This is a genomic window from Pseudomonas sp. p99-361, from assembly GCF_003935475.1.
GTDB lineage: Bacteria > Pseudomonadota > Gammaproteobacteria > Pseudomonadales > Pseudomonadaceae > Aquipseudomonas > Aquipseudomonas juntendi.
Window position 1 is genome coordinate 1 of record NZ_RHQO01000069.1, and the last position, 24,510, is coordinate 24,510.

General features: G+C 63.2%; 19 protein-coding genes. 5 read left to right on the forward strand and 14 right to left on the reverse strand.

The window, feature by feature from the left end:
- Positions 1-372: 372 nt before the first annotated feature.
- Positions 373-828, forward strand: a complete 456-nt coding sequence (locus EGJ22_RS21745; RefSeq protein WP_125920398.1) for a transposase — start codon at positions 373-375, stop codon at positions 826-828.
- 156 nt (positions 829-984) lie between these two features.
- Here EGJ22_RS21745 and rpsA read toward each other — a convergent pair whose 3' ends face one another.
- The 7 genes from rpsA to mtnA all read right to left on the reverse strand — a co-directional run bounded on the left by rpsA (position 985) and on the right by mtnA (position 12,477).
- Positions 985-2,661 (reverse strand): 30S ribosomal protein S1, encoded by a 1,677-nt coding sequence (rpsA, locus tag EGJ22_RS21750; protein WP_003252673.1) that lies wholly within the window; start codon positions 2,659-2,661, stop codon positions 985-987.
- Between the two features lie 124 nt (positions 2,662-2,785).
- Complete coding sequence (gene cmk / locus EGJ22_RS21755) at positions 2,786-3,472, reverse strand: (d)CMP kinase (RefSeq protein WP_009685997.1); 687 nt, start codon at positions 3,470-3,472, stop codon at positions 2,786-2,788.
- Positions 3,469-5,688: a bifunctional prephenate dehydrogenase/3-phosphoshikimate 1-carboxyvinyltransferase gene (locus EGJ22_RS21760; protein WP_236183229.1), complete on the reverse strand. Its 2,220-nt coding sequence runs from the start codon at positions 5,686-5,688 to the stop codon at positions 3,469-3,471. Before EGJ22_RS21760 ends, cmk begins: the two co-directional genes overlap by 4 nt.
- Positions 5,689-5,896: 208 nt before the next feature.
- Positions 5,897-6,991 (reverse strand): prephenate dehydratase, encoded by a 1,095-nt coding sequence (gene pheA, locus EGJ22_RS21765; RefSeq protein ID WP_009686000.1) that lies wholly within the window; start codon positions 6,989-6,991, stop codon positions 5,897-5,899.
- Positions 6,991-8,076: a 3-phosphoserine/phosphohydroxythreonine transaminase gene (serC, locus tag EGJ22_RS21770; protein ID WP_125920400.1), complete on the reverse strand. Its 1,086-nt coding sequence runs from the start codon at positions 8,074-8,076 to the stop codon at positions 6,991-6,993. The genes pheA and serC overlap by 1 nt, the downstream gene beginning before the upstream one ends.
- Before the next feature lie 264 nt (positions 8,077-8,340).
- On the reverse strand, positions 8,341-11,106 hold the full coding sequence (gene gyrA, locus EGJ22_RS21775; RefSeq protein WP_009686002.1) for a DNA gyrase subunit A: 2,766 nt from the start codon (positions 11,104-11,106) through the stop codon (positions 8,341-8,343).
- 294 nt (positions 11,107-11,400) lie between these two features.
- On the reverse strand, positions 11,401-12,477 hold the full coding sequence (mtnA, locus tag EGJ22_RS21780) for an S-methyl-5-thioribose-1-phosphate isomerase (protein WP_047150062.1): 1,077 nt from the start codon (positions 12,475-12,477) through the stop codon (positions 11,401-11,403).
- A gap of 204 nt (positions 12,478-12,681) precedes the next feature.
- On the opposite strand from mtnA, the gene ubiG reads away from it, so the two are divergent.
- From ubiG to EGJ22_RS21795, 3 genes are all read left to right on the forward strand, one after another.
- On the forward strand, positions 12,682-13,380 hold the full coding sequence (gene ubiG, locus EGJ22_RS21785; protein ID WP_009686004.1) for a bifunctional 2-polyprenyl-6-hydroxyphenol methylase/3-demethylubiquinol 3-O-methyltransferase UbiG: 699 nt from the start codon (positions 12,682-12,684) through the stop codon (positions 13,378-13,380).
- A gap of 2 nt (positions 13,381-13,382) precedes the next feature.
- The gene (mupP, locus tag EGJ22_RS21790; protein ID WP_009686005.1) at positions 13,383-14,054 is read left to right on the forward strand and encodes an N-acetylmuramic acid 6-phosphate phosphatase MupP; all 672 of its coding nucleotides are present in this window, start codon (positions 13,383-13,385) and stop codon (positions 14,052-14,054) included.
- Positions 14,055-14,190: 136 nt separating this feature from the next.
- Entirely contained in the window at positions 14,191-14,931 is a 741-nt protein-coding gene (locus tag EGJ22_RS21795; RefSeq protein WP_009686006.1) for a YciK family oxidoreductase, read from the forward strand.
- Between the two features lie 62 nt (positions 14,932-14,993).
- Here EGJ22_RS21795 and EGJ22_RS21800 read toward each other — a convergent pair whose 3' ends face one another.
- The 7 genes from EGJ22_RS21800 to EGJ22_RS21830 all read right to left on the reverse strand — a co-directional run bounded on the left by EGJ22_RS21800 (position 14,994) and on the right by EGJ22_RS21830 (position 22,853).
- Positions 14,994-15,779 carry a TenA family transcriptional regulator gene (locus tag EGJ22_RS21800; RefSeq protein WP_009686007.1) on the reverse strand — a complete coding sequence of 262 codons (786 nt, stop codon included), beginning with the start codon at positions 15,777-15,779 and terminating at the stop codon, positions 14,994-14,996.
- A gap of 30 nt (positions 15,780-15,809) precedes the next feature.
- The gene (locus EGJ22_RS21805; protein ID WP_125920401.1) at positions 15,810-18,266 is read right to left on the reverse strand and encodes an EAL domain-containing protein; all 2,457 of its coding nucleotides are present in this window, start codon (positions 18,264-18,266) and stop codon (positions 15,810-15,812) included.
- Positions 18,267-18,400: 134 nt separating this feature from the next.
- Positions 18,401-20,233, reverse strand: a complete 1,833-nt coding sequence (locus tag EGJ22_RS21810; RefSeq protein WP_029886223.1) for an ABC transporter ATP-binding protein — start codon at positions 20,231-20,233, stop codon at positions 18,401-18,403.
- Complete coding sequence (locus EGJ22_RS21815; protein WP_047150064.1) at positions 20,226-20,858, reverse strand: DsbA family protein; 633 nt, start codon at positions 20,856-20,858, stop codon at positions 20,226-20,228. The genes EGJ22_RS21810 and EGJ22_RS21815 overlap by 8 nt, the downstream gene beginning before the upstream one ends.
- Positions 20,859-20,861: 3 nt before the next feature.
- Positions 20,862-21,794, reverse strand: a complete 933-nt coding sequence (locus EGJ22_RS21820; protein WP_009686013.1) for a rhodanese-related sulfurtransferase — start codon at positions 21,792-21,794, stop codon at positions 20,862-20,864.
- Between the two features lie 227 nt (positions 21,795-22,021).
- Positions 22,022-22,318, reverse strand: coding sequence for a BolA family transcriptional regulator (locus EGJ22_RS21825; protein WP_009686014.1), 297 nt, complete (start codon positions 22,316-22,318; stop codon positions 22,022-22,024).
- A gap of 10 nt (positions 22,319-22,328) precedes the next feature.
- On the reverse strand, positions 22,329-22,853 hold the full coding sequence (locus EGJ22_RS21830) for a DUF2059 domain-containing protein (RefSeq protein ID WP_009686015.1): 525 nt from the start codon (positions 22,851-22,853) through the stop codon (positions 22,329-22,331).
- A 154-nt stretch (positions 22,854-23,007) separates the two neighbouring features.
- Here EGJ22_RS21830 and EGJ22_RS21835 point away from each other — a divergent pair, with 154 nt between their 5' ends.
- Complete coding sequence (locus tag EGJ22_RS21835) at positions 23,008-24,402, forward strand: class II fumarate hydratase (protein ID WP_009686016.1); 1,395 nt, start codon at positions 23,008-23,010, stop codon at positions 24,400-24,402.
- Positions 24,403-24,510 lie beyond the last annotated feature (108 nt).

Genomic DNA, 24,510 nt, shown 5'->3' on the forward strand with positions numbered 1-24,510 from the left:
TCTCACAGGCCTCACTGGCCCGAAACAAACGTAGGAGCGAGCGCAGCTCGCGATGCGCCGCGCGGGCGGCGCTCGATTTGCGCACCACCACATCCCCCAAGCCAAGCACCCCGGGGCTACCCCGGTATCTCATGCCATGCGCCGTGCCGGTGAAGGTACGGCGATGGAGCGGCGTTGCCCGCGAGGCCGCGCCGCCCGCGCGGCGCATCGCGAGCTGCGCTCGCTCCTACGTTTGTTTCGGGCCAGTTATGCCTGGGCCAAGTGCGCGCGAACGCTTTGGTCCTTGTTTACATGCTGCAAATCACTGACGGGTCGATCCCTGCACAGGCTGACTATGCTGAGCGAGCAATTACCTACTCAAGGATGAACGCAATGCCTAACCCTCATGGCTGCAGGCTTCGCCGCGCACGATGCTCGGTGCCAGGCAGGCTTTATATGCTGACTACGGTCACTCATCGACGTAAGCCTTTGTTTCACGACCTCCGCTTCGCACGGTTGGTCATCCAAAACCTTCGTTACGCGGAAGAACAACACCACTGCCGATCGCTGACCTGGGTCGTAATGCCAGACCATGTGCATTGGCTGATTGAGCTGAAAGAAGTGACGCTTGGAACATTGATGCAGCGCTTCAAATGCCAGTCCAGCAATGCGCTTCAAAAGGCCGGGGCAAAGGGGAAGCCGGTGTGGCAGGCAGGTTACTACGACCGAGCCTTGCGCCGGGACGAGGATGTTTTCAAGGTCGCGAGATACATCGTTGCCAATCCGGTAAGGGCCGGACTGGTGACATCAGTTGGCGCATATCCTCATTGGGATGCAACATGGCTTTAAGGCATCACGATGGAGACGTATCGCACGCCGCCCGCGCCTCGCGACAGTTATGCCTGTGCGGATTGTGCACGAACGCTCCAGGGCATCGCGGGGCATACTAAGAACACAAAAAAAAGGGCGACCCGAGGGTCGCCCTTTTTACCGATCAAACAGAACTCAGTTCTGCTTGGCCATTGCTTCGCGCAGCAGCGCAGCCATGGTGGTGTCGGCAGCAGCTTCCGGAGCGTTTTTCAGGCTCTGGATAGCTTCACGCTCTTCAGCGTCGTCTTTCGACTTGATCGACAGGCTGATCACGCGGGACTTGCGGTCAACGCTGATGATCTTGGCTTCGATCTCTTCGCCTTCCTTCAGAACGTTGCGCGCGTCTTCAACGCGGTCACGGCTGATTTCGGAAGCTTTCAGAGTGGCTTCGATGTCGTCGGCCAGGGTGACGATGGCGCCTTTGGCGTCAACTTCTTTCACGATGCCCTTGACGATAGCGCCCTTGTCGTTGACAGCAACGAAGTTGGAGAACGGATCGTCTTCCAGCTGCTTGATACCCAGGGAGATGCGCTCGCGCTCTGGGTCAACCGACAGGATGACGGTTTCCAGCTCGTCGCCCTTCTTGAAACGACGTACGGCTTCTTCGCCGGTTTCATTCCAGGAGATGTCGGACAGGTGAACCAGGCCGTCGATGCCGCCGTCCAGACCGATGAAGATACCGAAGTCGGTGATCGACTTGATGGTACCGGTGATCTTGTCACCCTTGTTGAACTGGCCGGAGAAGTCTTCCCATGGGTTGGACTTGCACTGCTTGATGCCCAGGGAGATACGACGACGCTCTTCGTCGATGTCCAGAACCATGACTTCCACTTCGTCGCCAACCTGAACGACTTTCGACGGGTGGATGTTCTTGTTGGTCCAGTCCATTTCGGAAACGTGTACCAGACCTTCAACGCCTTCTTCCAGCTCAGCGAAGCAGCCGTAGTCGGTCAGGTTGGTTACGCGAGCTTGTACGCGAGTACCTTCTGGGTAACGGGCAGTGATAGCTACCCATGGATCTTCACCCATTTGCTTCAGACCCAGCGAAACGCGGTTGCGCTCACGGTCGAACTTCAGAACGCGTACGTCGACTTCGTCGCCAACGTTAACGATTTCCGATGGGTGCTTGATGCGCTTCCAGGCCATGTCGGTGATGTGCAGCAGGCCGTCGATACCGCCCAGGTCCACGAATGCGCCGTAGTCGGTGAGGTTCTTGACGATACCTTTGACTTGCTGGCCTTCCTGCAGGGTTTCCAGCAGGGCTTCGCGCTCGGCGGAGTTCTCGGCTTCCAGCACGCTGCGACGGGAAACGACAACGTTGTTGCGCTTCTGGTCCAGCTTGATGACCTTGAATTCCAGCTCTTTGCCTTCCAGGTGGGTGGTGTCGCGCACTGGGCGGACATCAACCAGGGAGCCCGGCAGGAACGCACGGATGCCGTTAACGTCGACAGTGAAGCCGCCCTTAACCTTACCGTTGATAACGCCCTTGACCACTTCTTCGGCGGCGAAAGCTGCTTCCAGAACAATCCAGCACTCGGCGCGCTTGGCTTTTTCACGGGACAGTTTGGTTTCGCCAAAGCCGTCTTCGACCGCGTCCAGCGCAACGTGGACTTCGTCACCGACCTTGATGGTCAGTTCGCCAGCTTCGTTGTAGAACTGCTCGAGCGGGATGACACCCTCGGACTTCAGGCCAGCGTGTACGGTAACCCAGTCGCCGTCGATGTCGACAACGATACCGGTGATGATGGCACCCGGCTGAAGATTGAGGGTTTTCAGGCTTTCTTCAAAGAGTTCTGCAAAGCTTTCGCTCATTTTAATTCCTGTAGATTCGGGCGAAACAAACGCCCCTCGCCACATTCCAGACAATGTGGGTCTGTTTTAAGTAAAGGAACGCCGGCAAGACGTTGACTGGTGAACCTGCCTGCTTTCCTGGTGATCAGAGAAGGTCGCGCTGGGCGATCTCGCTCCTGATACGTTGCAACACCTGCTCGATGGACAACTCGGTAGAATCCAGCTGAATGGCGTCTGCCGCTGGTTTCAGCGGGGCCACTGCACGCTGAGTGTCGCGTTCATCACGCGCCCTAATCTCATCCAGCAGACTCGACAGACTAACATCTTCACCCTTGCCCTTCAACTGCAGGTAGCGGCGGCGCGCCCGCTCCTCGGCACTGGCGGTCAGAAACACCTTCAGCGGCGCGTCGGGGAATACCACCGTGCCCATGTCGCGGCCGTCGGCAATCAGCCCGGGCATTTCCCGGAAGGCGCGCTGGCGCTGCAGCAGCGCCTCACGCACGGCAGGCAGCGAAGCCACCATCGAGGCACCAGCACCGACGGTTTCGGTGCGGATGACCTGGCTGACGTCCTCACCTTCGAGAATGGTCTGCTGCAGCTTACCGGGCTCGGCGGCGATGAACTGCACATCCAGATGGGCGGCCAGCTTGGTCAGCAGCTCTTCGTTGGTCAGATCGACACCGTGGTTGCTGGCATTGAACGCCAGCAGCCGGTACAGCGCGCCCGAGTCCAGCAGGCGCCAGCCCAGTTCGCGCGCTAGCAAGCCGGCGACCGTACCTTTGCCAGAGCCACTCGGCCCGTCGATGGTGATGATGGGGGCCAGCGTATTCACGACTTGCCCTCTTCTGCCACGCGGATGCCCACTTCGGCGCACAGCGCCAGGAAGTTGGGGAACGACGTGGCAACGTTGGCGCAGTCATGAATGCGGATCGGCGCACTGGCGCGCAGCGAGGCCACGCTGAAGGCCATGGCAATGCGGTGGTCACCGTGGCCATGCACTTCGCCGCCGCCCAGCTGGCCGCCGTCGATGATGATGCCGTCCGGGGTCGGCTCGCACTTGATGCCCAGGGCAACCAGGCCGTCGGCCATCACCTGGATACGGTCGGACTCCTTCACCCGCAGCTCTTCGGCACCGCGCAGCACCGTACGGCCTTCGGCGCAGGCAGCGGCAACGAACAGCACGGGGAACTCGTCGATAGCCAGCGGCACCAGTTCTTCAGGGATATCGATACCCTTCAGCTTGGCCCCGCGCACACGCAGGTCGGCCACCGGCTCGCCGCCGACTTCACGCTGGTTCTCCAGGGTGATGTCGCCACCCATCAGGCGCAGGATGTCGATGACACCGGTACGGGTCGGGTTGATGCCGACGTGCTCCAGCACCAGCTCGGAGCCTTCGGCGATGGACGCCGCCACCAGGAAGAAGGCTGCCGAGGAGATGTCGGCCGGCACTTCGATGCGGGTGGCGGTCAGCTTGCCGCCAGACTGCAACGAGGCCACTGGGCCATTGCTTTCTACCGCGTAGCCGAAACCGCGCAGCATGCGCTCGGTGTGGTCGCGGGTCGGTGCCGGCTCGGTGACGGTGGTTTTGCCTTCGGCGTACAGGCCGGCCAGCAGCAGGCAGGATTTGACCTGCGCGCTGGCCATCGGCAGCGTGTAGGTCAGCCCCTTGAGCCGGTGGCCGCCGCGAATGGTCAGCGGCGGGCGGCCTTCCGGGCCGGTCTCGACCACGGCACCCATTTCGCGCAGCGGGTTGGCCACACGGTTCATCGGGCGCTTGGACAACGAGGCATCACCGGTCATGGTCACGTCGAACGGCTGGCCGGCCAGCAAGCCGGACAGCAAACGCATCGAGGTACCCGAGTTGCCTACGTACAGCGGGCCGGGCGGCGGCCTCAGGCCGTGCAGGCCAACACCATGAATGGTCACGCGGCCGTGGTTGGGGCCTTCGATGACCACACCCATGTCACGGAATGCCTGCAGGGTCGCCAGGGCGTCTTCACCTTCGAGGAAGCCTTCGACCTCGGTGGTGCCCTCGGCCAGCGAGCCAAGCATGATCGAGCGGTGAGAAATCGACTTGTCGCCCGGTACACGAATCCGCCCGTTCAGGCGGCCACCCGGTTGGGCCAGGAAAATCAGATCGTTGGCGTTCATAGCGTCCACATAGGCCCGACGGGCCAGGATTTTACTGAAATGCTCGCGGGCAACGCGTGCGCGGGTGAATACACCCAGCAACTGGTGCCCGTCCCCTTCAGCGATAGCGTCGCGCAAGGCGTCGAGATCACTGCGATATGTATCAAGTGTGCGCAGGACAGCATCGCGGTTGGCGAGGAAGATGTCATGCCACATGGTCGGGTCGCTGCCGGCGATCCTGGTGAAATCGCGGAACCCCCCGGCAGCGTACCGGAAGATCTCGAGGTTTTCATTGCGTTTGGCCAGTGAATCGACCAGGCCAAAGGCCAACAGGTGCGGCAAGTGGCTGGTGGCGGCCAGCACTTCGTCGTGGCGCTCGACCGTCATGTGCTCGACATCGGCATCCAGCGCGCGCCATAGGCGGTCGACCAGGGCCAGTGCGGCCGGGTCGGTTTCGGCCAGCGGCGTGAGAATGACCTTGTGCCGGCGGAACAGGGTGGCGTTGGATGCCTCTACCCCGCTCTGCTCGGAACCGGCGATCGGGTGGCCAGGCACGAAGCGCGGCAGGCGCCGGCCGCTCTCGTTTACAAAAACAGAGCGCGCCTCACGAACAACATTGCCCTTGGCGCTGCCGACGTCGGTGATGATGGCGTTGCCCAGGTCTAGCCGGGCCAGGCGCGCCAGAACTTTCTCCATGGCCAGGATGGGCACGGCCAGCTGGATGACATCGGCGCCCACGCAGGCGGTGGCGAGGTCTTCTTCGCAGCGGTCGACCACGCCCAAGGCTACGGCCTGCTTGCGCGAGGGGGCATCCAGGTCGACTCCGACCACTTCGCGGCACAGGCCGCTTTCACGCAGGCCCTTGGCGAACGAACCACCGATCAGGCCGAGGCCAACTACGACCAGGCGGTTGATGATGGGCGCGGGTTTGGTTTTTGCTGCATTTACCACTGGTGTGAACCCTGTTCAGAAATCGGGACAGCCTGCGAGACCGCTGGGGCTGCGTTGCAGCCCATCGCAGGCACGCCAGTTCCCACAGGGGCAGTGGAAACCTGGAGGCTTGCGCTGTACCTGTAGGAGCTGGCTTGCCGGCGATGGGGCGCAAAGCGCCCCCAGCGGCCCTGAATCAAAGCACTGCCTTCGGATACGAGCCCAGCACCTTCAGCGCCACAGCCTCCTGGCTGATCTGTTCGAGCACCGCCTTGATCAGTGGGTCGCGGTGGTGACCAACGAAGTCGATGAAGAACACGTAGGTCCACTTGCCGCTGCGCGACGGGCGGGTTTCGATGCGGGTCAGGTCGATGCCGTTCTGGTGGAACGGCACCAGCAGCTCATGCAGCGCGCCCGGCTTGTTGCTCATCGAAACAATGATCGAGGTCTTGTCGTCGCCGGTGGGCGGCACTTCCTGCTGGCCGATCATCAAAAAGCGCGTGGAGTTGTCCGGGCGGTCTTCGATCTTCTCGGCCAGGCGGGTCAGGCCATACAGGTTGGCAGCCATGTCACCGGCGATCGCCGCCGAGTTCCACTCGCCCTTCACGCGCTTGGCGGCCTCGGCATTGCTCGATACCGCCACCCGCTCCACATTCGGGTAGTGCGCGTCCAGCCACTTGCGGCACTGGGCCAGGGACTGGGCATGGGAATAGATGCGGGTGATGCTGTTGGTTTTGGTGCTCTCGCCCACCAGCAGGTGGTGGTGGATACGCAGCTCGACTTCGCCGCAAATCACCATGTCGTGTTCGAGGAAGCTGTCCAGGGTGTGGCTGACCGCGCCTTCGGTGGAGTTTTCCACCGGCACCACGCCAAAATTGACCGCACCGGCCGCGACTTCACGGAACACCTCGTCGATGGCCGCCATCGGGCGGCTGATCACCGCGTGGCCGAAGTGCTTCATGGCCGCCGCCTGGGTGAAAGTGCCTTCAGGGCCCAGATAGGCGATTTTCAGCGGCTCTTCCAGGGCCAGGCACGACGACATGATTTCGCGGAACAGCCGCGCCATTTCTTCGTTGCCCAGCGGCCCTTTATTCCGCTCCATCACCCGCTTGAGCACTGCTGCTTCGCGCTCGGGGCGGTAGAACACCGGCTTCTCGCCTTCTTTGAGCGAAGCGGTCTTGACCCGCGCAACCTCTTCGGCACACCGGGCGCGCTCGCTGATCAGCTCGAGGATTTTTTCGTCGAGGCTGTCGATGCGAACGCGCAGGGCTTTGAGTTCCTGTTCCGACATCAGCCGTGCTCCTTCTCGAATTCAGCCATGTAGGCCACCAGCGCTTCCACGGCGTCCAGGCCCAGGGCGTTGTAGATAGAGGCGCGCATCCCACCCACCGAGCGGTGGCCCTTGAGGTTGAGCAGGCCGCGGGCATCGGCACCGGCGAGGAAGGCCTTGTCCAGGCGTTCATCGGCCAGGCGGAACGGCACGTTCATCCACGAGCGGGCATTGACGCTGATCGGGTTGGTGTAGAACTCGCTGCTGTCGATGAAGCCGTACAGGCGGTCTTTCTTGGCCCGGTTGCGCTGCTCCATGGCCTCGACACCGCCCTGCTCCTTGAGCCACTCGAACACCAGGCCCGAGAGGTACCAGGAGTAAGTGGCCGGGGTGTTGTACATCGAGCCGTTGTCGGCCGACACCTTGTAGTCGAGCATGGTCGGGCAGCTGCTGCGGGCGTGGCCCAGCAGGTCTTCACGCACGATCACCACCACCAGGCCGCTGGGGCCGATGTTTTTCTGCGCGCCGGCGTAAATCAGGCCGAACTGCGACACGTCGATCGGGCGCGAGAGAATATCGGAGGACATGTCGACCACCAGCGGAACGTCACCGGTCTGCGGCACCCAGTCGAACTGCAGGCCACCGATGGTTTCGTTGGACGCATAGTGCACGTAGGCAGCGTTGATGGTCAGTTTCCAGTCGTTCTGGCCCGGAATGGCCAGGTAATCGTAGGCCTTGGCGCTGGCGGCGACGTTGACGTTGCCGAAGCGGCGCGCTTCCTCGATGGCCTTTTTCGACCAGATGCCGGTCTCGATGTAGTCGGCAGTGCCGTTTTCCGGCAGCAGGTTCAGCGGGATTTCAGCGAACTGCTGGCTGGCACCGCCCTGCAGGAACAGTACCTTGTAGTTGGAGGGGATAGACAGCAGGTCACGCAGGTCCTGCTCGGCCTTTTCGGCGATGGCCACGTAATCGTCGCTGCGATGGCTCATTTCCATCACCGACAAGCCCTTGCCATGCCAGTCCAGCATTTCAGCCTGGGCGCGCTGCAGAACAGCGGTAGGAAGCGCGGCAGGGCCTGCGCAGAAGTTAAAGGCTCGGTTGCTCACATCCACTCTCGCTCTGCCAAATGGTACAAATTCATTTCTTGCAGGCCGCACGCGCCTCTTTGTGGGAGCGGCCTTGTGTCGCGATAGGGCCGCGAAGCGGCCCCAGCTTTTTGCAGCGCCGCTGAAATCCTGGGGCTGCTTTGCAGCCCTTTCGCGACACAAGGCCGCTCCTACAAAAAGCTTGCTCGCACCCGGCCAGGCATTGCCTGCAGTTATCAGTCAAACGGGGCGACCTTGGTCGCCCCGTTCGGGTTTTACACCTGCTTACTCCTGCGGGGCCTCTTCGGCGCCTGCAGCTTCGTCATTGTCTGGCACTTCCGCCTCGACACCCTCCTCGCCCGCCTCGACCATATCGTCGAGTTCGTCCTCGGACGGTTCCTGGATCCGCTCCAGGCCAACCAGTGTTTCGTCGGCAGCCAGCTTGATCAAGGTCACACCCTGCGTGTTGCGGCTCAGGCTGGACACTTCGCCAACCCGGGTGCGCACCAGCGTGCCCTGGTCGGAGATCAGCATGATCTCCTCGCCTTCGTGCACCTGGATGGCGCCGATCAACAAGCCATTGCGCCCCTTGGTGCCCATGGCGATCACGCCCTGGCCGCCACGGCCGCGGCGCGGGAACTTGGACAGCGGGGTACGCTTGCCAAAGCCACGCTCGGAAGCGGTCAGGATCTGCGCGCCAGACTCCGGAATCAGCATGGAAATGATCTGCTGCCCCTTGCCCAGCTTCATGCCCCGCACGCCACGGGCGTTACGGCCCATTTCACGCACCACGCTCTCGGCAAAGCGAATGACCTTGCCAGCGTCGGAGAACATCATCACTTCCTTGGCGCCGTCGGTGATGGCCGCCGCAATCAGGGTATCGCCTTCTTTGAGCTTCAAGGCAATCAGGCCATTGGAGCGCGGGCGGGCGAACTGCACCAGCGGGGTCTTCTTGACGGTACCCGAAGCGGTGGCCATGAAGATGTACGCGCCGGTCGGCTCTGCCACCCACTCAGGGGTGTCGCCGTCTTCTTCGTCAACTTCCTCGGCCTCGACCAGCTCACCTTCGAGCACGGTGTCGTCGGCGTCTTCCAGCTCTTCGTCAAGGTCGGCGTTCTGCTGCAGCGCCTCGAGGTCCACCTGCAGCATGGCGGTGATGCGCTCACCCTCTTCCAGCGGCAGCAGGTTCACCAGCGGGCGACCACGGGCGGCACGCGATGCTTCCGGAATTTCGTAGGTCTTTTTCCAGTACACCTTGCCCTTGCTGGAGAACAGCAGCAGCGTGGCGTGGCTGTTGGCGACCAGCAGGTGCTCGATGTAGTCCTCGTCCTTCACGCCGGTCGCCGACTTGCCTTTGCCGCCACGGCGCTGGGCCTGGTAAGCGGACAACGGCTGGGTCTTGGCGTAACCACCGTGGGAAATGGTGACCACGCGCTCTTCTTCCGGGATCATGTCGCCGTAGTTGAGGTCGTGGCTGGCATTGAGGATTTCGGTGCGGCGGGCATCGCCGTACTCGGCGCGGATGGCCTCCAGCTCTTCGCGGATCACTTCCATCAGGCGCTCGGCGCTGTTGAGGATGCGGATCAGCTCGCCGATCTGCTCGAGAATTTCCTGGTACTCGGCCAGCAGCTTCTCGTGCTCCAGGCCGGTCAGGCGGTGCAGGCGCAGGTCGAGAATGGCCTGGGCCTGTTCCGGCGACAGGAAGTATTTGCCATCGTGCAGGCCATACTGCTCGGGCAGGTCTTCAGGGCGGCAGGCCTCGGCACCGGCGCGCTCGACCATCACCTGCACGGCACTGGACTCCCACGGCGTGGAAATCAGGGCTTCCTTGGCCTCGGAAGGCGTAGGCGAAGCCTTGATCAAGGCAATGACCGGGTCGATGTTGGACAGCGCAACCGCCTGGCCTTCAAGGATGTGGCCGCGTTCGCGGGCCTTGCGCAGCTCGAAGACAGTACGGCGGGTCACCACTTCACGGCGGTGACGGACGAACGCTTCGAGCAGGTCCTTGAGGTTGAGCAGCCGCGGGCGGCCGTCCACCAGGGCCACCACGTTGATGCCGAATACGCTCTGCAGCTGGGTTTGCTGGTAGAGGTTGTTGAGCACCACCTCCGGCACTTCGCCGCGGCGCAGCTCGATGACGATGCGCATGCCGTCCTTGTCGGACTCATCGCGCAGCTCGGTGATGCCTTCGATCTTTTTCTCTTTGACCAGCTCGGCGATCTTCTCGATCAGCCGCGCCTTGTTCAGCTGGTACGGCAGCTCGGTGATCACGATTTGCTGGCGGCCACCGACCTTGTCGATGTCTTCGACCTCGGAGCGGGCACGCATGTAGATGCGGCCGCGGCCGGTGCGGTAGGCCTCGATGATGCCTTGGCGACCGTTGATGATGCCGGCTGTCGGGAAGTCCGGGCCGGGGATGAACTGCATCAGTTCATCGACGGTGACTTCCGGGTTGTCGATCAGCGCCAGGCAACCGTCGATGACTTCGCCAAGGTTGTGCGGCGGAATGTTGGTCGCCATACCCACGGCGATACCGCTGGAACCGTTGACCAGCAGGTTGGGGATACGCGTGGGCATGACCGCCGGGATCTGCTCGGTGCCGTCGTAGTTGGGCACCCAGTCGACGGTTTCCTTGTGCAGGTCGGACAGCAGCTCGTGGGCCAGCTTGGTCATGCGCACTTCGGTGTATCGCATGGCCGCGGCATTGTCGCCGTCCACCGAACCGAAGTTGCCCTGGCCATCGACCAGCAGGTAGCGCAGCGAGAAGGGCTGGGCCATACGCACGATGGTGTCGTAGACCGCAGTGTCGCCGTGCGGGTGGTACTTACCGATCACGTCACCGACCACACGGGCGGATTTCTTGTACGGCTTGTTCCAGTCGTTGCCCAGTTCGCTCATCGCATAGAGAACGCGACGATGCACGGGCTTCAAGCCGTCACGTGCATCGGGCAGCGCTCGCCCGACAATCACGCTCATCGCGTAGTCGAGGTAGGACTGTCTCAGTTCGTCTTCGATATTGACCGGGAGGATTTCTTTGGCCAGTTCGCCCATGAGAAGCCTGATTCCTTTTTCTGGTGAAACTTCGCAGCTCCATCAAGGGCCGAACGAAGCTCGCCGCCGCAGCGCATAAGGGTGCGACGACTTACGACAAATCAATGAGTTGTGCCATGGATCTGCGCAATGAAGGCCGCCGTGATGGGCGGCCTTGGAAACTGCCGGATGTTACCACAAAGGCGGGTGTGGTGGGGAGATGCGGCGGGCAGCCAGAAGCAGGTTCGAATCTTGATTTCCTGGTGCCTGTGCCGGCCTCTTCGCGGGTTTACCGCGAAGAGGCCGGCACATTTGTCAATGCAGGCGCTTGCGGCACATCAACTGCGCCAGCTTGGCGGTATCCGGACGTTCGACAATGCCGCGCTCGGTCACGATCACGTCGATCAGGTCTGCCGGGGTCACGTCGAACACCGGGTTGAACACCTCGACCTCCGGGGCCACCCGGGTGCCGGCGTAATCCAGCAGTTCATCGGCCTCACGAACTTCCAGGGGGATATCCTCGCCGGTCGCCAGGTTCAGGTCGATGCTGGTGCTGGGCGCCACCACCATGAAGCGCACGCCATGGTGCATGGCGCTGACGGCCAGCTGGTAAGTGCCGATCTTGCCGGCCATGTCGCCATTGGCGGCAATGCAGTCCGCCCCCACCACCACCCAGGTGATGCCCTTGGTCTTCATCAGGTGGGCCAGCGCCGAATCGGCGCACAGGGTGGTCGGGATGCCTTCGTTGGTCAGCTCCCACGCGGTCAGGCGCGAGCCCTGCAGCCAGGGGCGCGTCTCGCCGGCATACACCCGCTCGACCATGCCTTCGAGGTAACCGGCACGGATCACCCCCAGCGCGGTGCCGAAACCCCCACTGGCCAGCGCACCGGCATTGCCATAGGTGAGCAGGGTCTGGGCGTTGCCCTGGTGGCGGCGGATCAGCTCGGTGCCGTGCTGGGCCATGGTCAGGTTGGCTTCACGGTCGCTTTCGTGAATGGCCAGCGCTTCGGCCTCGCACGCGGCCAGCACGTCTTCGTTCGGGCGCAGGCGCTGCAGGCGCTCGCGCATGCGGTTCAATGCCCAGAACAGGTTGGCAGCCGTGGGGCGCGCCTCGGCCAGGGTGAGAAAGTCCTCTTCCAGGTCCAGCTCCCAGTCACCACCTTCGGCCAGCCGCTCTTCCAGGGCCAGCACCAGGCCGTAGGCCGCCGCGATACCGATCGCCGAAGCACCGCGCACCGCCATGTCGCGGATCGCGGCTGCCACCTGCGCGACATTGTCGCAGGCCAGCCAGCACTCCCGGGACGGCAGCAGGCGCTGGTCGAGCAGGTGCAGGACGCCGCCCTGCCAGCGGATCGCGGTCACCTTCTCCGCCGCCAATAGTCGCTCGCGCATTGCCTCTCCCTGTCGTTCGGATATCAAAAGCCGGCGATTATAGCGAGCCTGGGGGCCGAGCGCTCGGGTATACTCCGGCCTTTTCGAGCGCAAGCCGCAAGCTACGAGCGGCAGGAAAAAGCGAATGCGTACAAGGTCTGCTTTTTCTTGCTGCCTGGGGCTTGCAGCTTGCAGCTTAATAGCCAAGCTTTTGAGGACTGCCCAATGAGCAACGTCGACCGCGCCGAAATCGCCAAGTTCGAAGCGCTGGCCCACCGCTGGTGGGACCGTGAAAGCGAGTTCAAGCCGCTGCATGAAATCAACCCGCTGCGCGTCAACTGGATCGACGAACGCGCCAGCCTGGCCGGTAAGAAGGTGCTGGACGTAGGTTGCGGCGGCGGCATCCTCAGCGAAGCCATGGCCCTGCGCGGCGCCAGCGTTACCGGTATCGACATGGGCGAGGCGCCACTGGCCGTGGCCCAGCTGCACCAGCTGGAGTCTGGCGTGCAGGTGGAGTACCGGCAGATCACCGCCGAAGCGCTGGCCGAAGAAATGCCTGAGCAATTCGATGTGGTCACCTGCCTGGAAATGCTCGAGCACGTACCCGACCCGTCGTCGGTGATCCGTGCCTGCTACCGCATGGTCAAGCCAGGCGGCCAGGTGTTCTTCTCCACCATCAACCGCAACCCCAAGGCCTACCTGCTGGCCATCGTTGGCGCCGAGTACATCCTGAAGATGCTGCCGCGCGGCACCCATGACTTCAAGAAGTTCATCCGCCCCTCCGAACTGGGCGCGTGGAGCCGTGATGCCGGCCTGCAGGTCAAGGACATCATCGGCCTGACCTACAACCCGCTGACCAAGCACTACAAGCTGAGCAGCGACGTCGACGTCAACTACATGATCCAGACCCTGCGCGAGGAATGAGCATGCGTTTGCGAGCGGTACTCTTCGACATGGACGGCACCTTGCTCGACACGGCGCCGGACTTCATCGCCATCTGCCAGGCCATGCTCGCCGAACGCGGCCTGCCGCCGGTCGATGACACGCTGATCCGCGGGGTGATTTCCGGCGGTGCGCGGGCCATGGTCGCCGCCACCTTCGCCATGGACCCCACAGCCGAAGGCTTCGAGGCCCTGCGCCTGGAGTTCCTCGAGCGCTACCAGCGCGACTGCGCAGTGCACAGCAAGCTGTTCGACGGCATGGCCGAACTGCTGGCCGACATCGAGAAAGGCAAGCTGCTGTGGGGCGTGGTCACCAACAAACCGGTGCGCTTCGCCGAGCCGATCATGCAGCAACTGGGCCTGGCCGAGCGTTCGGCGCTGCTGATCTGCCCAGACCACGTAAAAAACAGCAAACCGGACCCGGAGCCGCTGATCCTGGCCTGCAACACCCTGAACCTGGACCCGGCCAGTGTGCTGTTCGTTGGCGACGACTTGCGCGACATCGAGTCGGGCCGTGACGCCGGCACCCGTACCGCCGCGGTGCGCTACGGCTATATTCACCCAGAGGACAACCCCAACCACTGGGGCGCCGACGTGGTGGTGGACCACCCGCTGGACCTGCGCAAGGTGATCGACAGCGCGTTGTGCGGCTGCTGAAGCTGCAAGTTGCAAGTTGCAAGCGACAAGCTGCAGCAGCCCACATCGCCCAGCTTTTTCTTGTAGCTTGCAGCTTGCAGCTTGCAGCTTGCAGCTTGCAGCTTGCAGCTAAAACCCCCGAATCAAGGACAGAACCATGTTCGACTACACCGCCCGCCCCGACCTGCTCAAAGGCCGGGTCATCCTGGTTACCGGTGCCGGCCGCGGCATCGGCGCTGCTGCTGCCAAGGCCTACGCCGCACTGGGCGCCACCGTGCTGTTGCTGGGCAAGACCGAAGCCAACCTGAACGAGGTCTACGACCAGATCCTGGCCGCCGGGCATCCGCAGCCGGTGGTCGTTCCGTTCAACCTGGAAACCGCGCAGGCACATGAGTACGACGACCTGGCGGTCATGATCGAAGAGCAGTTCGGCCGCCTTGACGGCCTGCTCAACAACGCCTCGATCATCGGCCCGCGCACGCCGCTGGAACAGCTGTCAGGCGACCATTTCATGCGCGTGATGCACATCAACGTCAATGCCACCTTCATGCTCACCAGTACCCTGCTGCCGCTGCTGAAGCTGTCGGAAGACGCCTCGGTGGTGTTCACCAGCAGCAGCGTGGGGCGCAAGGGCCGTGCCTACTGGGGCGCCTACGGCGTGTCCAAGTTCGCCACCGAGGGCCTGATGCAGACCCTGGCCGACGAACTGGAAGGCGTGGCGCCGGTGCGGGCCAACAGCATCAACCCCGGGGCCACGCGCACAGCGATGCGGGCGCAGGCTTACCCTGGCGAGAACCCGCAGAACAACCCGCTGCCTGAAGAAATCATGCCCGTGTACCTGTACCTGATGGGGCCGGACAGCAAGGCCGTGAATGGGCAGGCGCTGAACGCCCAGTAACGGCCGAGATTGCCGGGGCCGCAGCGCGGCCCATCGCGGCCTTGCTTCGCAGCGGGGCGGGCCTACCCGGCGGCCAACGCCGGGCGCATACGCCCCTGCTGGCGCCCCTCAAGCTGCATGCACCGCTCCAGGAACAGGAACATGCAGTCGTAGCTCTTGCAGATCGCCCTGCGCAACTCGGTGCGCAAGCCCAGGCTGGGGTTCTCGCCGGCCAGGGTACAGATGATTTCCAGCGCTTCCCACGGGTGCGCATCGTCATACTGGGCGTGCATCTTCAGCCATTTCATCGCCCGTTTGCGCCCTTCCTCCGGGAAGCCCATGGCGTAGGTGTCGGTCGAACACACCACTGCCGACCATTCGCCCGTCGCGCCTTCGATGGCATAGTTGGTCGCGGCCATGGCAATGGCCAGGTTCTCGGTGGCACACACCCGCCAGCACCAGTCGTTCAGGCCGTTGAGCTCCGGCGGCACGTCCTGGGCCTGCAGGTCGTGCAGATGCACACCATGCGCCTGGCACCAGTTCACCCAGTAATCGGCATGGTTGAGCTCGACCCGGATATTGCGCATCAGCCAGCGCCGTGCCATGTCCTCACCCTGGTGCCGACCGTAGCGGGTCTTGGTCAGGTTGTGGGCCATGTACAGCGAGAACTGCTCCACCACCGGCCAGCCGCCAATCAGGTACTGGCGAATGGTCGATTGCTTCAGCAGGCCATCGCGCAGGCGTGCATAGAACTCATGCTCCACGACCCGGCGCTTGCTCTCGCGGCAATCTTCAATCAGTTGCTGAGCCCATTGAGGGTAACTGGCCGGGTCCATCAACGGCCCGATACGAACGAATGCATCAATCACTTTCAGCTCCTTGATCCTTGTGATTTCCAGCTAACGAAAGGTGCCAGGTGCACGCTGCAACAGAGGCCGGGCGGCGATCCGTTGGCGCTGCAGACTGTCACAGGTGAACACCTGGGGGCGTTCGATCAGGTAGCCCTGGGCGTAATCCACGCCAATTTCCTGCAGGGCCTGCTCGATCAGGGGCGTTTCGACAAACTCGGCGATGGTGCGCTTGCCCATCACATGGCCGATATGGTTGATGACTTCGACCATGGCCCGGTTGACCGGGTCGTCGAGCATGTCCTTGACGAAACTACCGTCGATCTTGAGGTAATCCACGGGCAAATGCTTGAGGTAGGCGAACGAGGACATGCCGGCGCAGAAATCATCGAGCGAGAAGCGGCAACCCAGGCCCTTGAGCTCGTTGATGAAGCGGATGGCGCTACCCAGGTTGGCGATGGCGCTGGTTTCGGTGATTTCGAAGCAGATCATCCGCGGCGGAATGGCGTACTCGACGAATAGCCGCTGCAGGTATTCCAGGAACTTGTCATCGCCGATGCTCGACCCCGACAGGTTGATCGCGCAGGTCGACAGCGGCCCTTCCCGCCCCTCGTCCAGGCACTGGCGGATGACCATGAATACATTGCGTACCACCCAGCGGTCCAGCGCCGTCATCAGGCCGTAGCGTTCGGCGGCCGGAATGAAGCTGCTGGGCAGGATGGTGCGGCCGCTTTCGTCGTGCAGGCGCAGCAGAATTTCGATATGGCCCGGCCCCTCGAAGGTTTTCAGCGGGGCGATTTCCTGCGCGTACAGGCAAAACCGGTTCTCTTCCAGGGCAACATGCAAACGCTGGATCCAGGCCATTTCGCCAAAGCGCATGGACAGCTCGCTGTCGTCGGCGTGGTACACCTGTACGCGGTTGCGGCCTTCTTCCTTGGCCATGTAGCAGGCCATGTCCGCGGCACGTAACGAGGCTTCAAGGGTGCTGGGGGCCTGGGCCATGTGCACCAGGCCTATGCTGACCGTGGTCACGAACGGGCGGCCTTTCCACACGAAGTGCAGGCTTTGCACCAGCTGGCGCAGTTGCTCGGCGATGCGCTCGGCCTGGTCGCTGGGGCAGTTTTCCAGCAGCACGCCAAATTCGTCGCCCCCCAGCCGCGCCAAGGTGTCGCCCTCACGCAGGCCAGACTGCAGCACGGCACAGATGTGCCGCAGCAGTTCGTCGCCAGCGGCGTGGCCGCAGGTGTCATTGACCAGCTTGAACTGGTCCAGGTCCAGGAACATCAGTGAATGCCGCCCGGCCTGGCGGGCCAGGCCATTGAGCGCCTGCTCCAGGCGGTATTCGAACTCGCGGCGGTTGGCCAGCCCGGTCAGGGCATCATGGGTAGCCTGCCAGGACAGGTTGGCAATGTACTGGCGCTCCTGGGTCATGTCGTGCAGCACCAGCACAATGCCGGCAACCTGCCCGTCATTGACGATTGGCGAGCCCACCAGGTTGATCGATACCGTGCTGCCGTCCAGGCGCTGGATCAGCCGCGCATGCTCGGCGCCGCCGTTGAGGCTGCCGTTTAGCACCTGTTCGACCAGGCTGGTGCCGTTTTCCTCGGCGTGCTCGTCGACCAGGCTGAACAATGCCGAAAGCGGTAACCCTTGGGCCTGGGCGGCCTGCCAGTGGGTGAGCTGTTCGGCGGCCGGGTTCATGTAGCCGATGCAGCCCTCCACATCGGTGGTTATCACCGCGTCGCCGATAGCCTGCAGGGTAATCTGCGCCCGCTCTTTTTCTTCCTGCAGGGCACTGGCGAAGGCCTGGCGCTGGGCCAGCAGCTTGCTCGAGCGGCGCCAGGCAATGCTGATCAGGAACATGGCCGTCAGCAGGTTGGTGAACAGCAGCACCCGCAGCAGCATGCGCGACCCTTCGCCCAGCGCATCGCTGAAGGCCTTGGCCGCCGGCGTTACCCCTTCGTTGATGCTCACGATGCGCGCTTTCCAGGCCTCGACCGCAGCGGCGTCCACTGGGCCTGCAGCGAAGCGCTGGTGCATCTCGCCTGCCAGCACATCCAGCTTCTCCAGGTAATCGTCACCGACATTCCAGTAGTCGATGGCGGTCTGCATGTAGCTGATGTTGCGGAAGTTGCGGTAGAACCAGATGATGCGTTGCACATCGTCGGCGTGGTTGCCGCCCTGGAGTACCGCCTGGCGCGCGGCTTCCAGGTCGGGGTGCGGCTGGTCGAGCAGCTCGCGCACCTTCTGGTCGCCCTGGGGCACGGTTATGGCCTGGCGATAGCGCTGATAGGTACCCTCGTCGCGGGTCTCGGCGTACAGGTTGAGGTAATAGATGGCATCTTTCTGCGCCTTGGACCACAAACTCTCGCCCGCAACGTAAGCGCGCACGGACGACAGCGTGTACAGGCTGAGACTACCCAGCGCCACCTGGAAGACCACGACGGCGATGAAGGGCCAGGTGATGCCCAGCAGCTTTGGCGCTTCGAGTGTGCGATGTCCCTTCATGGAGTCCCTGTCACAGAGCAGATAAGGCGCAAATCGACCCAGACAAGCACAGCGTAGGCCATTTGCCATCGCTGTGAAGGGGATTTTTATGACAAGGCAGCGGGGGCTTTGCGCAGCCTGGGTCGGCCCAGGATTCAGCTCTGTTGCAGATGCCCGTACAGCTTGGCATACAACCCACCTTCGGCAATCAACTGCTGGTGGTCGCCATCTTCCGCCACATGCCCACCATCGAACACCAGCACCCGGTCGGCCTGTTTCACGGCCGACAGGCGGTGGGCGATGATCAGCGTGGTGCGGCCACTGAGGAAGCGCGCCAAGGCCTGGTGCAGGTTGTATTCGGTGGCCGCGTCCAGCGCCGAAGTGGCCTCGTCGAGGATCACCACCTTGGGCTCGGCCAGGACCATGCGGGCGATGGCCAGGCGCTGGCGCTGGCCGCCGGACAGGCGCACACCCGACCGCCCCACCACACTGTCCAGGCCCTGCGGCAAGGCGGCGATGGTGGCGTCCAGCTGGGCGATGCGCAGCGCCTGCCAACAGGCCTCGTCACTGCAGTCACGGCCCATGGTGAGGTTGGCACGCACGGTGTCATTGAACAGCGATGGGTGCTGCAGTACCACTGCCACGTTTTCGCGCAGGGTTTCCAGGCCGATTTCCTGCAAGCTGGCCCCGCCAAAGCGGATGGTCCCGGCCTGGGCGCTGTACAAGCCCAGCAGCAGTTGTACCAGGGTGCTCTTGCCGCCGCCGCTGGCACCGACAATGGCCACCTTCTCACCCGGCGCGATCGACAGGTCGAGGTGGTCGAGCACGGGCTCATCGGCATAGGCAAAGCGCAGGTCACGCACCTCGATACCGACCGTGTCACGGCCGGCGAACGGGTCGCTGGCCGCCGGGTACTGCGGCTCGTCGGCCCGCGCCAGCAGCTCGTTGAGGCGGTTGAGGGCGCCGCCGGCGGCATAGTAGGCGTATTGCAGGTTGAGCAACTGCTCGACCGGGCCAATCATGAACCACAGGTAGCTGAACACCGCCAGCATCTGCCCGATCGACAGGTCGGAAAACAGCACGGTCAACATGGCCGCCGCGCGGAAAATGTCGATACCGAACTGGAACAGCAAACCGCTGGCGCGGCCACTGGCGTCGCTTTTCCATTGCGAGTCGACGGCATAGTCGCGCACTTCACGGGCACGCAGGCCCAACCGGCCGAGGAAATAGCCCTGGCGGTTGCCGGCACGTATTTCCTGTATGGCATCGAGGGTTTCCGCCAGGGCCTGGGTGAACCGCGCGGTGCTGTCGTTCTCGAGCTTTTTGAGGTGCTTGACGCGTTTGCCCAACTGCACTGTGAAGTAGATCACCAGCGGGTTGAACAGCAGGATCAGCAACGCCAGTTGCCAGTGCATCCAGATCAGGATGGCGGCCGTGCCGGTCAAGGTGAGCATGGCCACCAGGAAGCGGCTAAGGGTTTCGCCCACGAACTTGTCGAGGGTGTCCAGGTCGGTGACCAAGTGCGTGGTGACCGTACCACTGCCCAGGCTTTCGTATTCCTGCAGCGAAATACGCTTGAGCCGCTCGATCAGGCGGATGCGCAGGCGGTAGACGATGTCCTTGGCCAGGCCGGCGAACAACTTGGCCTGCACCACGTTGAAAGCCAACGCGGCCAGGCGCAGGCACAGGGTAAGGCACAGCATCAGGCCGATGTAGCCGGCGGCCACCTGCCAGCCCGACGGCAGCAGGTGGTTCATCCACTTCAGTGCCGCATCGCCATGGCCGAGCAGCACTTCGTCTACCAGCAACGGCAGCAACAGCGGGATGGGCACGCTGCAGCAGGCCGCGAGCACGGCGATCAGGTTGGCCGACCAGAGCTGCTTGCGGTGGTGCAGGGCCAGCCGGCGGATTTCCGCCCAGCTCAGCCGATCGGCCGCCGTGCAGGGCTTGCCCGGTACCGGGTCGGGGGACCCAGGCAGGTCAAGCACAGGTGGCCTGCTGCAGCCAGCGGCCGAGCAATGGTTGCAGGCGCTCCAACGGCTGGTAGCCGTTGGTCAACAGCGCCACTTGGCCGTTGCGCTCGGCGAGCAGGGTCGGAAAACCGGCGATGCCCAGGTCCTGGGCCCAGACGAAATCGGCCGCGGTGGCGGCGCGGGTATCGGCCTGGGCGAAGGTGGTGGCGAATGCGGCACGGTCGAAACCGGCCTGTTCAGCCAGGTCGACCAGCTGTGGTGCGGTGGTTACATCCATGCCCTGCTCGTAGAACGCGCGCTGGATCAGCGCCAGCAGCGGCCAGACGCGCTCGCCACCCAGTTCGCGGGCGCTGACCAGGGCCCGGCAGGCCGGCTCGGTGTCGTAGACGAAACCGTCCGGCATGGCCCCTTCGAAGCGGAACGCCTGGCCCGTGGCATCGGCCACCGCCTGCCAGTGTTCGAGGATGTACTTGCGCGTGGCGCTGTCCAGCGCACTGCCGCCGGTGCGCAGCCCGCCCACCACCAGGTGGGTGGGCACACCCGCCTCATGCGCCTGGGCGATCAGGGCCGCGGCCACTGGCGCGAAACCCCAGCACCAGGAGCACATCGGGTCCATCACATAGATCAGGCGGGCAGACATGCATCAGGCCTCGGCTTTGTAGTTGTAACCGATCGGGTGCGGCAGGTTGCGCGCCTTGGCCAGCTCGATCTGCTTCTGCCGGTCGATGGCGCTGCGGCGGGTCTTTTCGCTCAGGGTGTCCCAGCAATGCGGGCAGCTGACACCTGGCGAATAGTGCTCGGACGCGCGCTCCTGAGCATTGATCGGGTGGCGGCAGGCGTGGCACTGGTCGTACTCGCCTTCGCTCAGGTCATGGCGCACCGTGACGCGGTTGTCGAAGACGAAGCAGTCACCATCCCACAGGCTTTGTTCCTGAGGCACTTCCTCGAAGTACTTCAGGATGCCGCCCTTGAGATGATAGACCTCCTCGAAGCCTTCACCGAGCATATAGCTGGAGGCTTTTTCGCAGCGGATGCCGCCCGTGCAGAACATGGCCACCTTCTTGTGCTTGCTGGGGTCGAAGTTGGCCTTGATGTACTCGGGGAACTCGCGGAAGGTTTCGGTCTTGGGGTCGATGGCGCCCTTGAAGGTGCCAATGGCCACTTCGTAGTCGTTGCGGGTGTCGATCAGCAGCACTTCCGGGTCGCTGATCAGGGCGTTCCAGTCCTTGGGCTCGACGTAGGTGCCCACGGCCTGGTTGGGGTCCACGCCGGGCACGCCGAGTGTAACGATCTCTTTCTTGAGCTTGACCTTGGTGCGGTAGAACGGCTGTTCGTCGCAGTACGACTCTTTATGGTCGACATCGACCAGGCGTGGGTCGCTGCGCAGCCAGGCCAGCAGGCCGTCGATACCTTCGCGGGTGGCCGACACGGTGCCGTTGATGCCCTCATGGGCCAGCAGCAGGGTGCCCTTGACCTGGTTGTCGAGCATGGCTTTGAGCAGTGGCTCGCGCAACTCGACGTAGTCTTGCAGGGTAACGAACTTGTACAGCGCCGCGACGACGATGGCTTGGGACATGAAGCAGGTTCTCCAGGTGGTTGCCCTCGTAAGGGGCGGACCGGGTTTGACGGTGTGGCAAAAAAACAGGGGGCGCTCTGCGCCCCTTTCGCGACACAAGGCCGCTCCTACAAGGACCGCACCCGCCATCAAGCTGTGCAGTCGCTGTAACAGCGGCCTCGTGTCGCGAAAGGGCCGCAAAGCGGCCCCCGGATCTTGCAGGATTCTACCAGAACAACAGCAAGGTTTCAGTGCCCGCCGCCGGCGCATACCGGCGAGGCCGGTGCAGCGCCGACCTTGGCCCACTCTTCGCCGGTGTAGGTATGAATGGCCAGGGCGTGGATCTGGCCCATCAGCTCACCCATGGTGGCGTACACCTTCTGGTGGCGCTTGACGCTGTTCAACCCGGCAAACTGCTCGCTGACGATCACTGCCTTGTAGTGGGTCTCCTGACCACGACTGTGCATGTGGCTTTCATCGAGCACTTGCAGGTGTTGCGGCGCCAGGCTGGCCAGCTGCTGTTCGATACGCTGTTGCATGGTCATTGCGGCTTACTCACTTCTTCGCTGGGGCGGCGGCCTTGCCAGCGTTCGGGTCCAGCTCTTTGGTCATGTCTTCGAGCAGCTTGTTCACCACCGGTACGGCCGGCTCGAGGCTCTGCTGGGTCAGCTGCGCCGACTGCTGGGTGACCTTGGGCATTTCGCGCAGCACTTTCTTGCCCAGCGGCGACTCGTAGAACTTGACCAGGTCCTTGAGTTCCTGCTCGGTGAAGGTCTGGGTGTACAGGTCTACCATCTTCGGCTTCAGCTTGTTCCAGCCGATGGCGTTGTCCAGCGCGGCGTTGGCCTTGGCCTGGTAGCTTTCCAGCACCGGCTGCTTGCTGGCCGGGGCTTTGGTCTGGGCGAAGCGCTGGGCGAACATCTGCTGGACCTGCATGTACACCGGGGTGCCCAACTTGTCGGCGTTGGCCAGGGTCAGGAATTTCTCGGCAGCAGCGTTGTGGCTGGCGGTGGCAGCGAGTACCTGGCCGCTGGCGCAAACCAGGGCAACGGCGGCACAAAGGACACGGAGACGGGTCATTGCATTTCCTTCAGAGAGAGGGAGGCGGGTACCTCAGAGTAGAGCATTCTGCGCCGTGGTAGCGCGGTGCTCAAGTGGCACGACGAGCGACTGAACCGCTCGGTCGAATCAAGGCCTAAACTGCGAATTCGAACTACACAGGAGTGAGTACAGAATGAGCCGTATCGAGACAGACAGCCTGGGCCCGGTCGAAGTTCCTGAGCACGCCTACTGGGGTGCGCAGACCCAGCGTTCGCTGATCAACTTCGCCATCGGCAAGGAACGCATGCCGCTCGCGGTGGTGCACGCCCTGGCGCTGATCAAGAAGGCCGCGGCACGGGTCAACGACCGCAATGGCGACTTGCCGGCCGACATCGCCCGGCTGATCGAACAGGCCGCCGACGAGGTGCTGGCGGGCAAGCACGACGATCAGTTCCCGCTGGTCGTCTGGCAGACAGGCAGCGGCACACAGAGCAACATGAACGTCAACGAGGTGATTGCCGGGCGAGCCAATGAACTGGCTGGCCAGGGCCGGGGCGGCAAAACGCCGGTGCACCCCAACGACCACGTCAACCGCTCGCAAAGCTCCAACGACTGCTTCCCGACCGCCATGCACATTGCCGCGGCGCAGGCCGTGCAGGAAAAACTGCTGCCTGCCATCGGCGAACTGTCGGCCGGGCTGGCCGAACTGGCGGCGCGGCACAACAAACTGGTCAAGACCGGCCGCACGCACATGATGGATGCCACGCCGATCACCTTCGGCCAGGAGGTATCGGCTTTTGTTGCCCAGCTGGACTACGCCCAACGGGCCATTCGTGCCACCCTGCCGGCCGTGTGCGAACTGGCCCAGGGCGGTACTGCCGTGGGCACCGGGCTGAATGCCCCGCACGGTTTTGCCGAAGCCATTGCCGCCGAACTGGCAGCAGAGTCCGGGCTGCCGTTCGTCACCGCGCCAAACAAGTTCGCCGCCCTGGCCGGCCATGAACCGCTGACCAGCCTGGCCGGCGCGTTGAAGACCCTGGCAGTGGCCCTGATGAAGATCGCCAACGACCTGCGCCTGCTGGGCTCCGGGCCGCGTGCCGGGTTGGCCGAGGTACGCCTGCCGGCCAACGAGCCGGGCAGCTCGATCATGCCGGGCAAGGTCAACCCTACCCAGTGCGAGGCGCTGTCGATGCTGGCGTGCCAGGTATTGGGCAACGATGCGGCGATCGGCTTTGCCGCCAGCCAGGGGCATTTGCAGTTGAACGTGTTCAAGCCGGTGATCATCCACAACCTGTTGCAGTCGGTCGAGTTGCTGGCCGATGGCTGCCGCAACTTCCAGCAGCACTGCGTGGCGGGTATCGAGCCCGACGCCCAGCAGATGGCCGCACACCTGGAACGCGGGTTGATGCTGGTGACCGCGTTGAACCCGCACATCGGTTATGACAAAGCCGCGGAGATCGCCAAGAAGGCCTACAGCGAAGGCAAGACCCTGAGGGAGGCCGCGCTGGAGTTGAAGTACCTGACCAATGAGCAGTTCGACCAGTGGGTAAGGCCGGAGAACATGCTGGCACCGGGTGGTAAAGGCTAAATTATTGATTGCCTGTACTGGCCCCATCGCTGGCAAGCCAGCCCACAGGGATCGCCTTAGGGCTGACAGGTGTTTGCCACAAGGTATGGCAGCGCCTGTTAGAGCGAG

Coding starts and splice junctions, on each gene's coding strand:
- EGJ22_RS21745 (WP_125920398.1), top strand. CDS start 373: ATGCCTAACCCTCATGGCTGCAGGCTTCGCCGCGCACGATGCTCGGTG.
- rpsA (WP_003252673.1), bottom strand. CDS start 2,661: ATGAGCGAAAGCTTTGCAGAACTCTTTGAAGAAAGCCTGAAAACCCTC.
- pheA (WP_009686000.1), bottom strand. CDS start 6,991: ATGTCGGAACAGGAACTCAAAGCCCTGCGCGTTCGCATCGACAGCCTC.
- gyrA (WP_009686002.1), bottom strand. CDS start 11,106: ATGGGCGAACTGGCCAAAGAAATCCTCCCGGTCAATATCGAAGACGAA.
- mtnA (WP_047150062.1), bottom strand. CDS start 12,477: ATGCGCGAGCGACTATTGGCGGCGGAGAAGGTGACCGCGATCCGCTGG.
- ubiG (WP_009686004.1), top strand. CDS start 12,682: ATGAGCAACGTCGACCGCGCCGAAATCGCCAAGTTCGAAGCGCTGGCC.
- mupP (WP_009686005.1), top strand. CDS start 13,383: ATGCGTTTGCGAGCGGTACTCTTCGACATGGACGGCACCTTGCTCGAC.
- EGJ22_RS21795 (WP_009686006.1), top strand. CDS start 14,191: ATGTTCGACTACACCGCCCGCCCCGACCTGCTCAAAGGCCGGGTCATC.
- EGJ22_RS21805 (WP_125920401.1), bottom strand. CDS start 18,266: ATGAAGGGACATCGCACACTCGAAGCGCCAAAGCTGCTGGGCATCACC.
- EGJ22_RS21815 (WP_047150064.1), bottom strand. CDS start 20,858: ATGTCTGCCCGCCTGATCTATGTGATGGACCCGATGTGCTCCTGGTGC.
- EGJ22_RS21820 (WP_009686013.1), bottom strand. CDS start 21,794: ATGTCCCAAGCCATCGTCGTCGCGGCGCTGTACAAGTTCGTTACCCTG.
- EGJ22_RS21825 (WP_009686014.1), bottom strand. CDS start 22,318: ATGACCATGCAACAGCGTATCGAACAGCAGCTGGCCAGCCTGGCGCCG.
- EGJ22_RS21830 (WP_009686015.1), bottom strand. CDS start 22,853: ATGACCCGTCTCCGTGTCCTTTGTGCCGCCGTTGCCCTGGTTTGCGCC.
- EGJ22_RS21835 (WP_009686016.1), top strand. CDS start 23,008: ATGAGCCGTATCGAGACAGACAGCCTGGGCCCGGTCGAAGTTCCTGAG.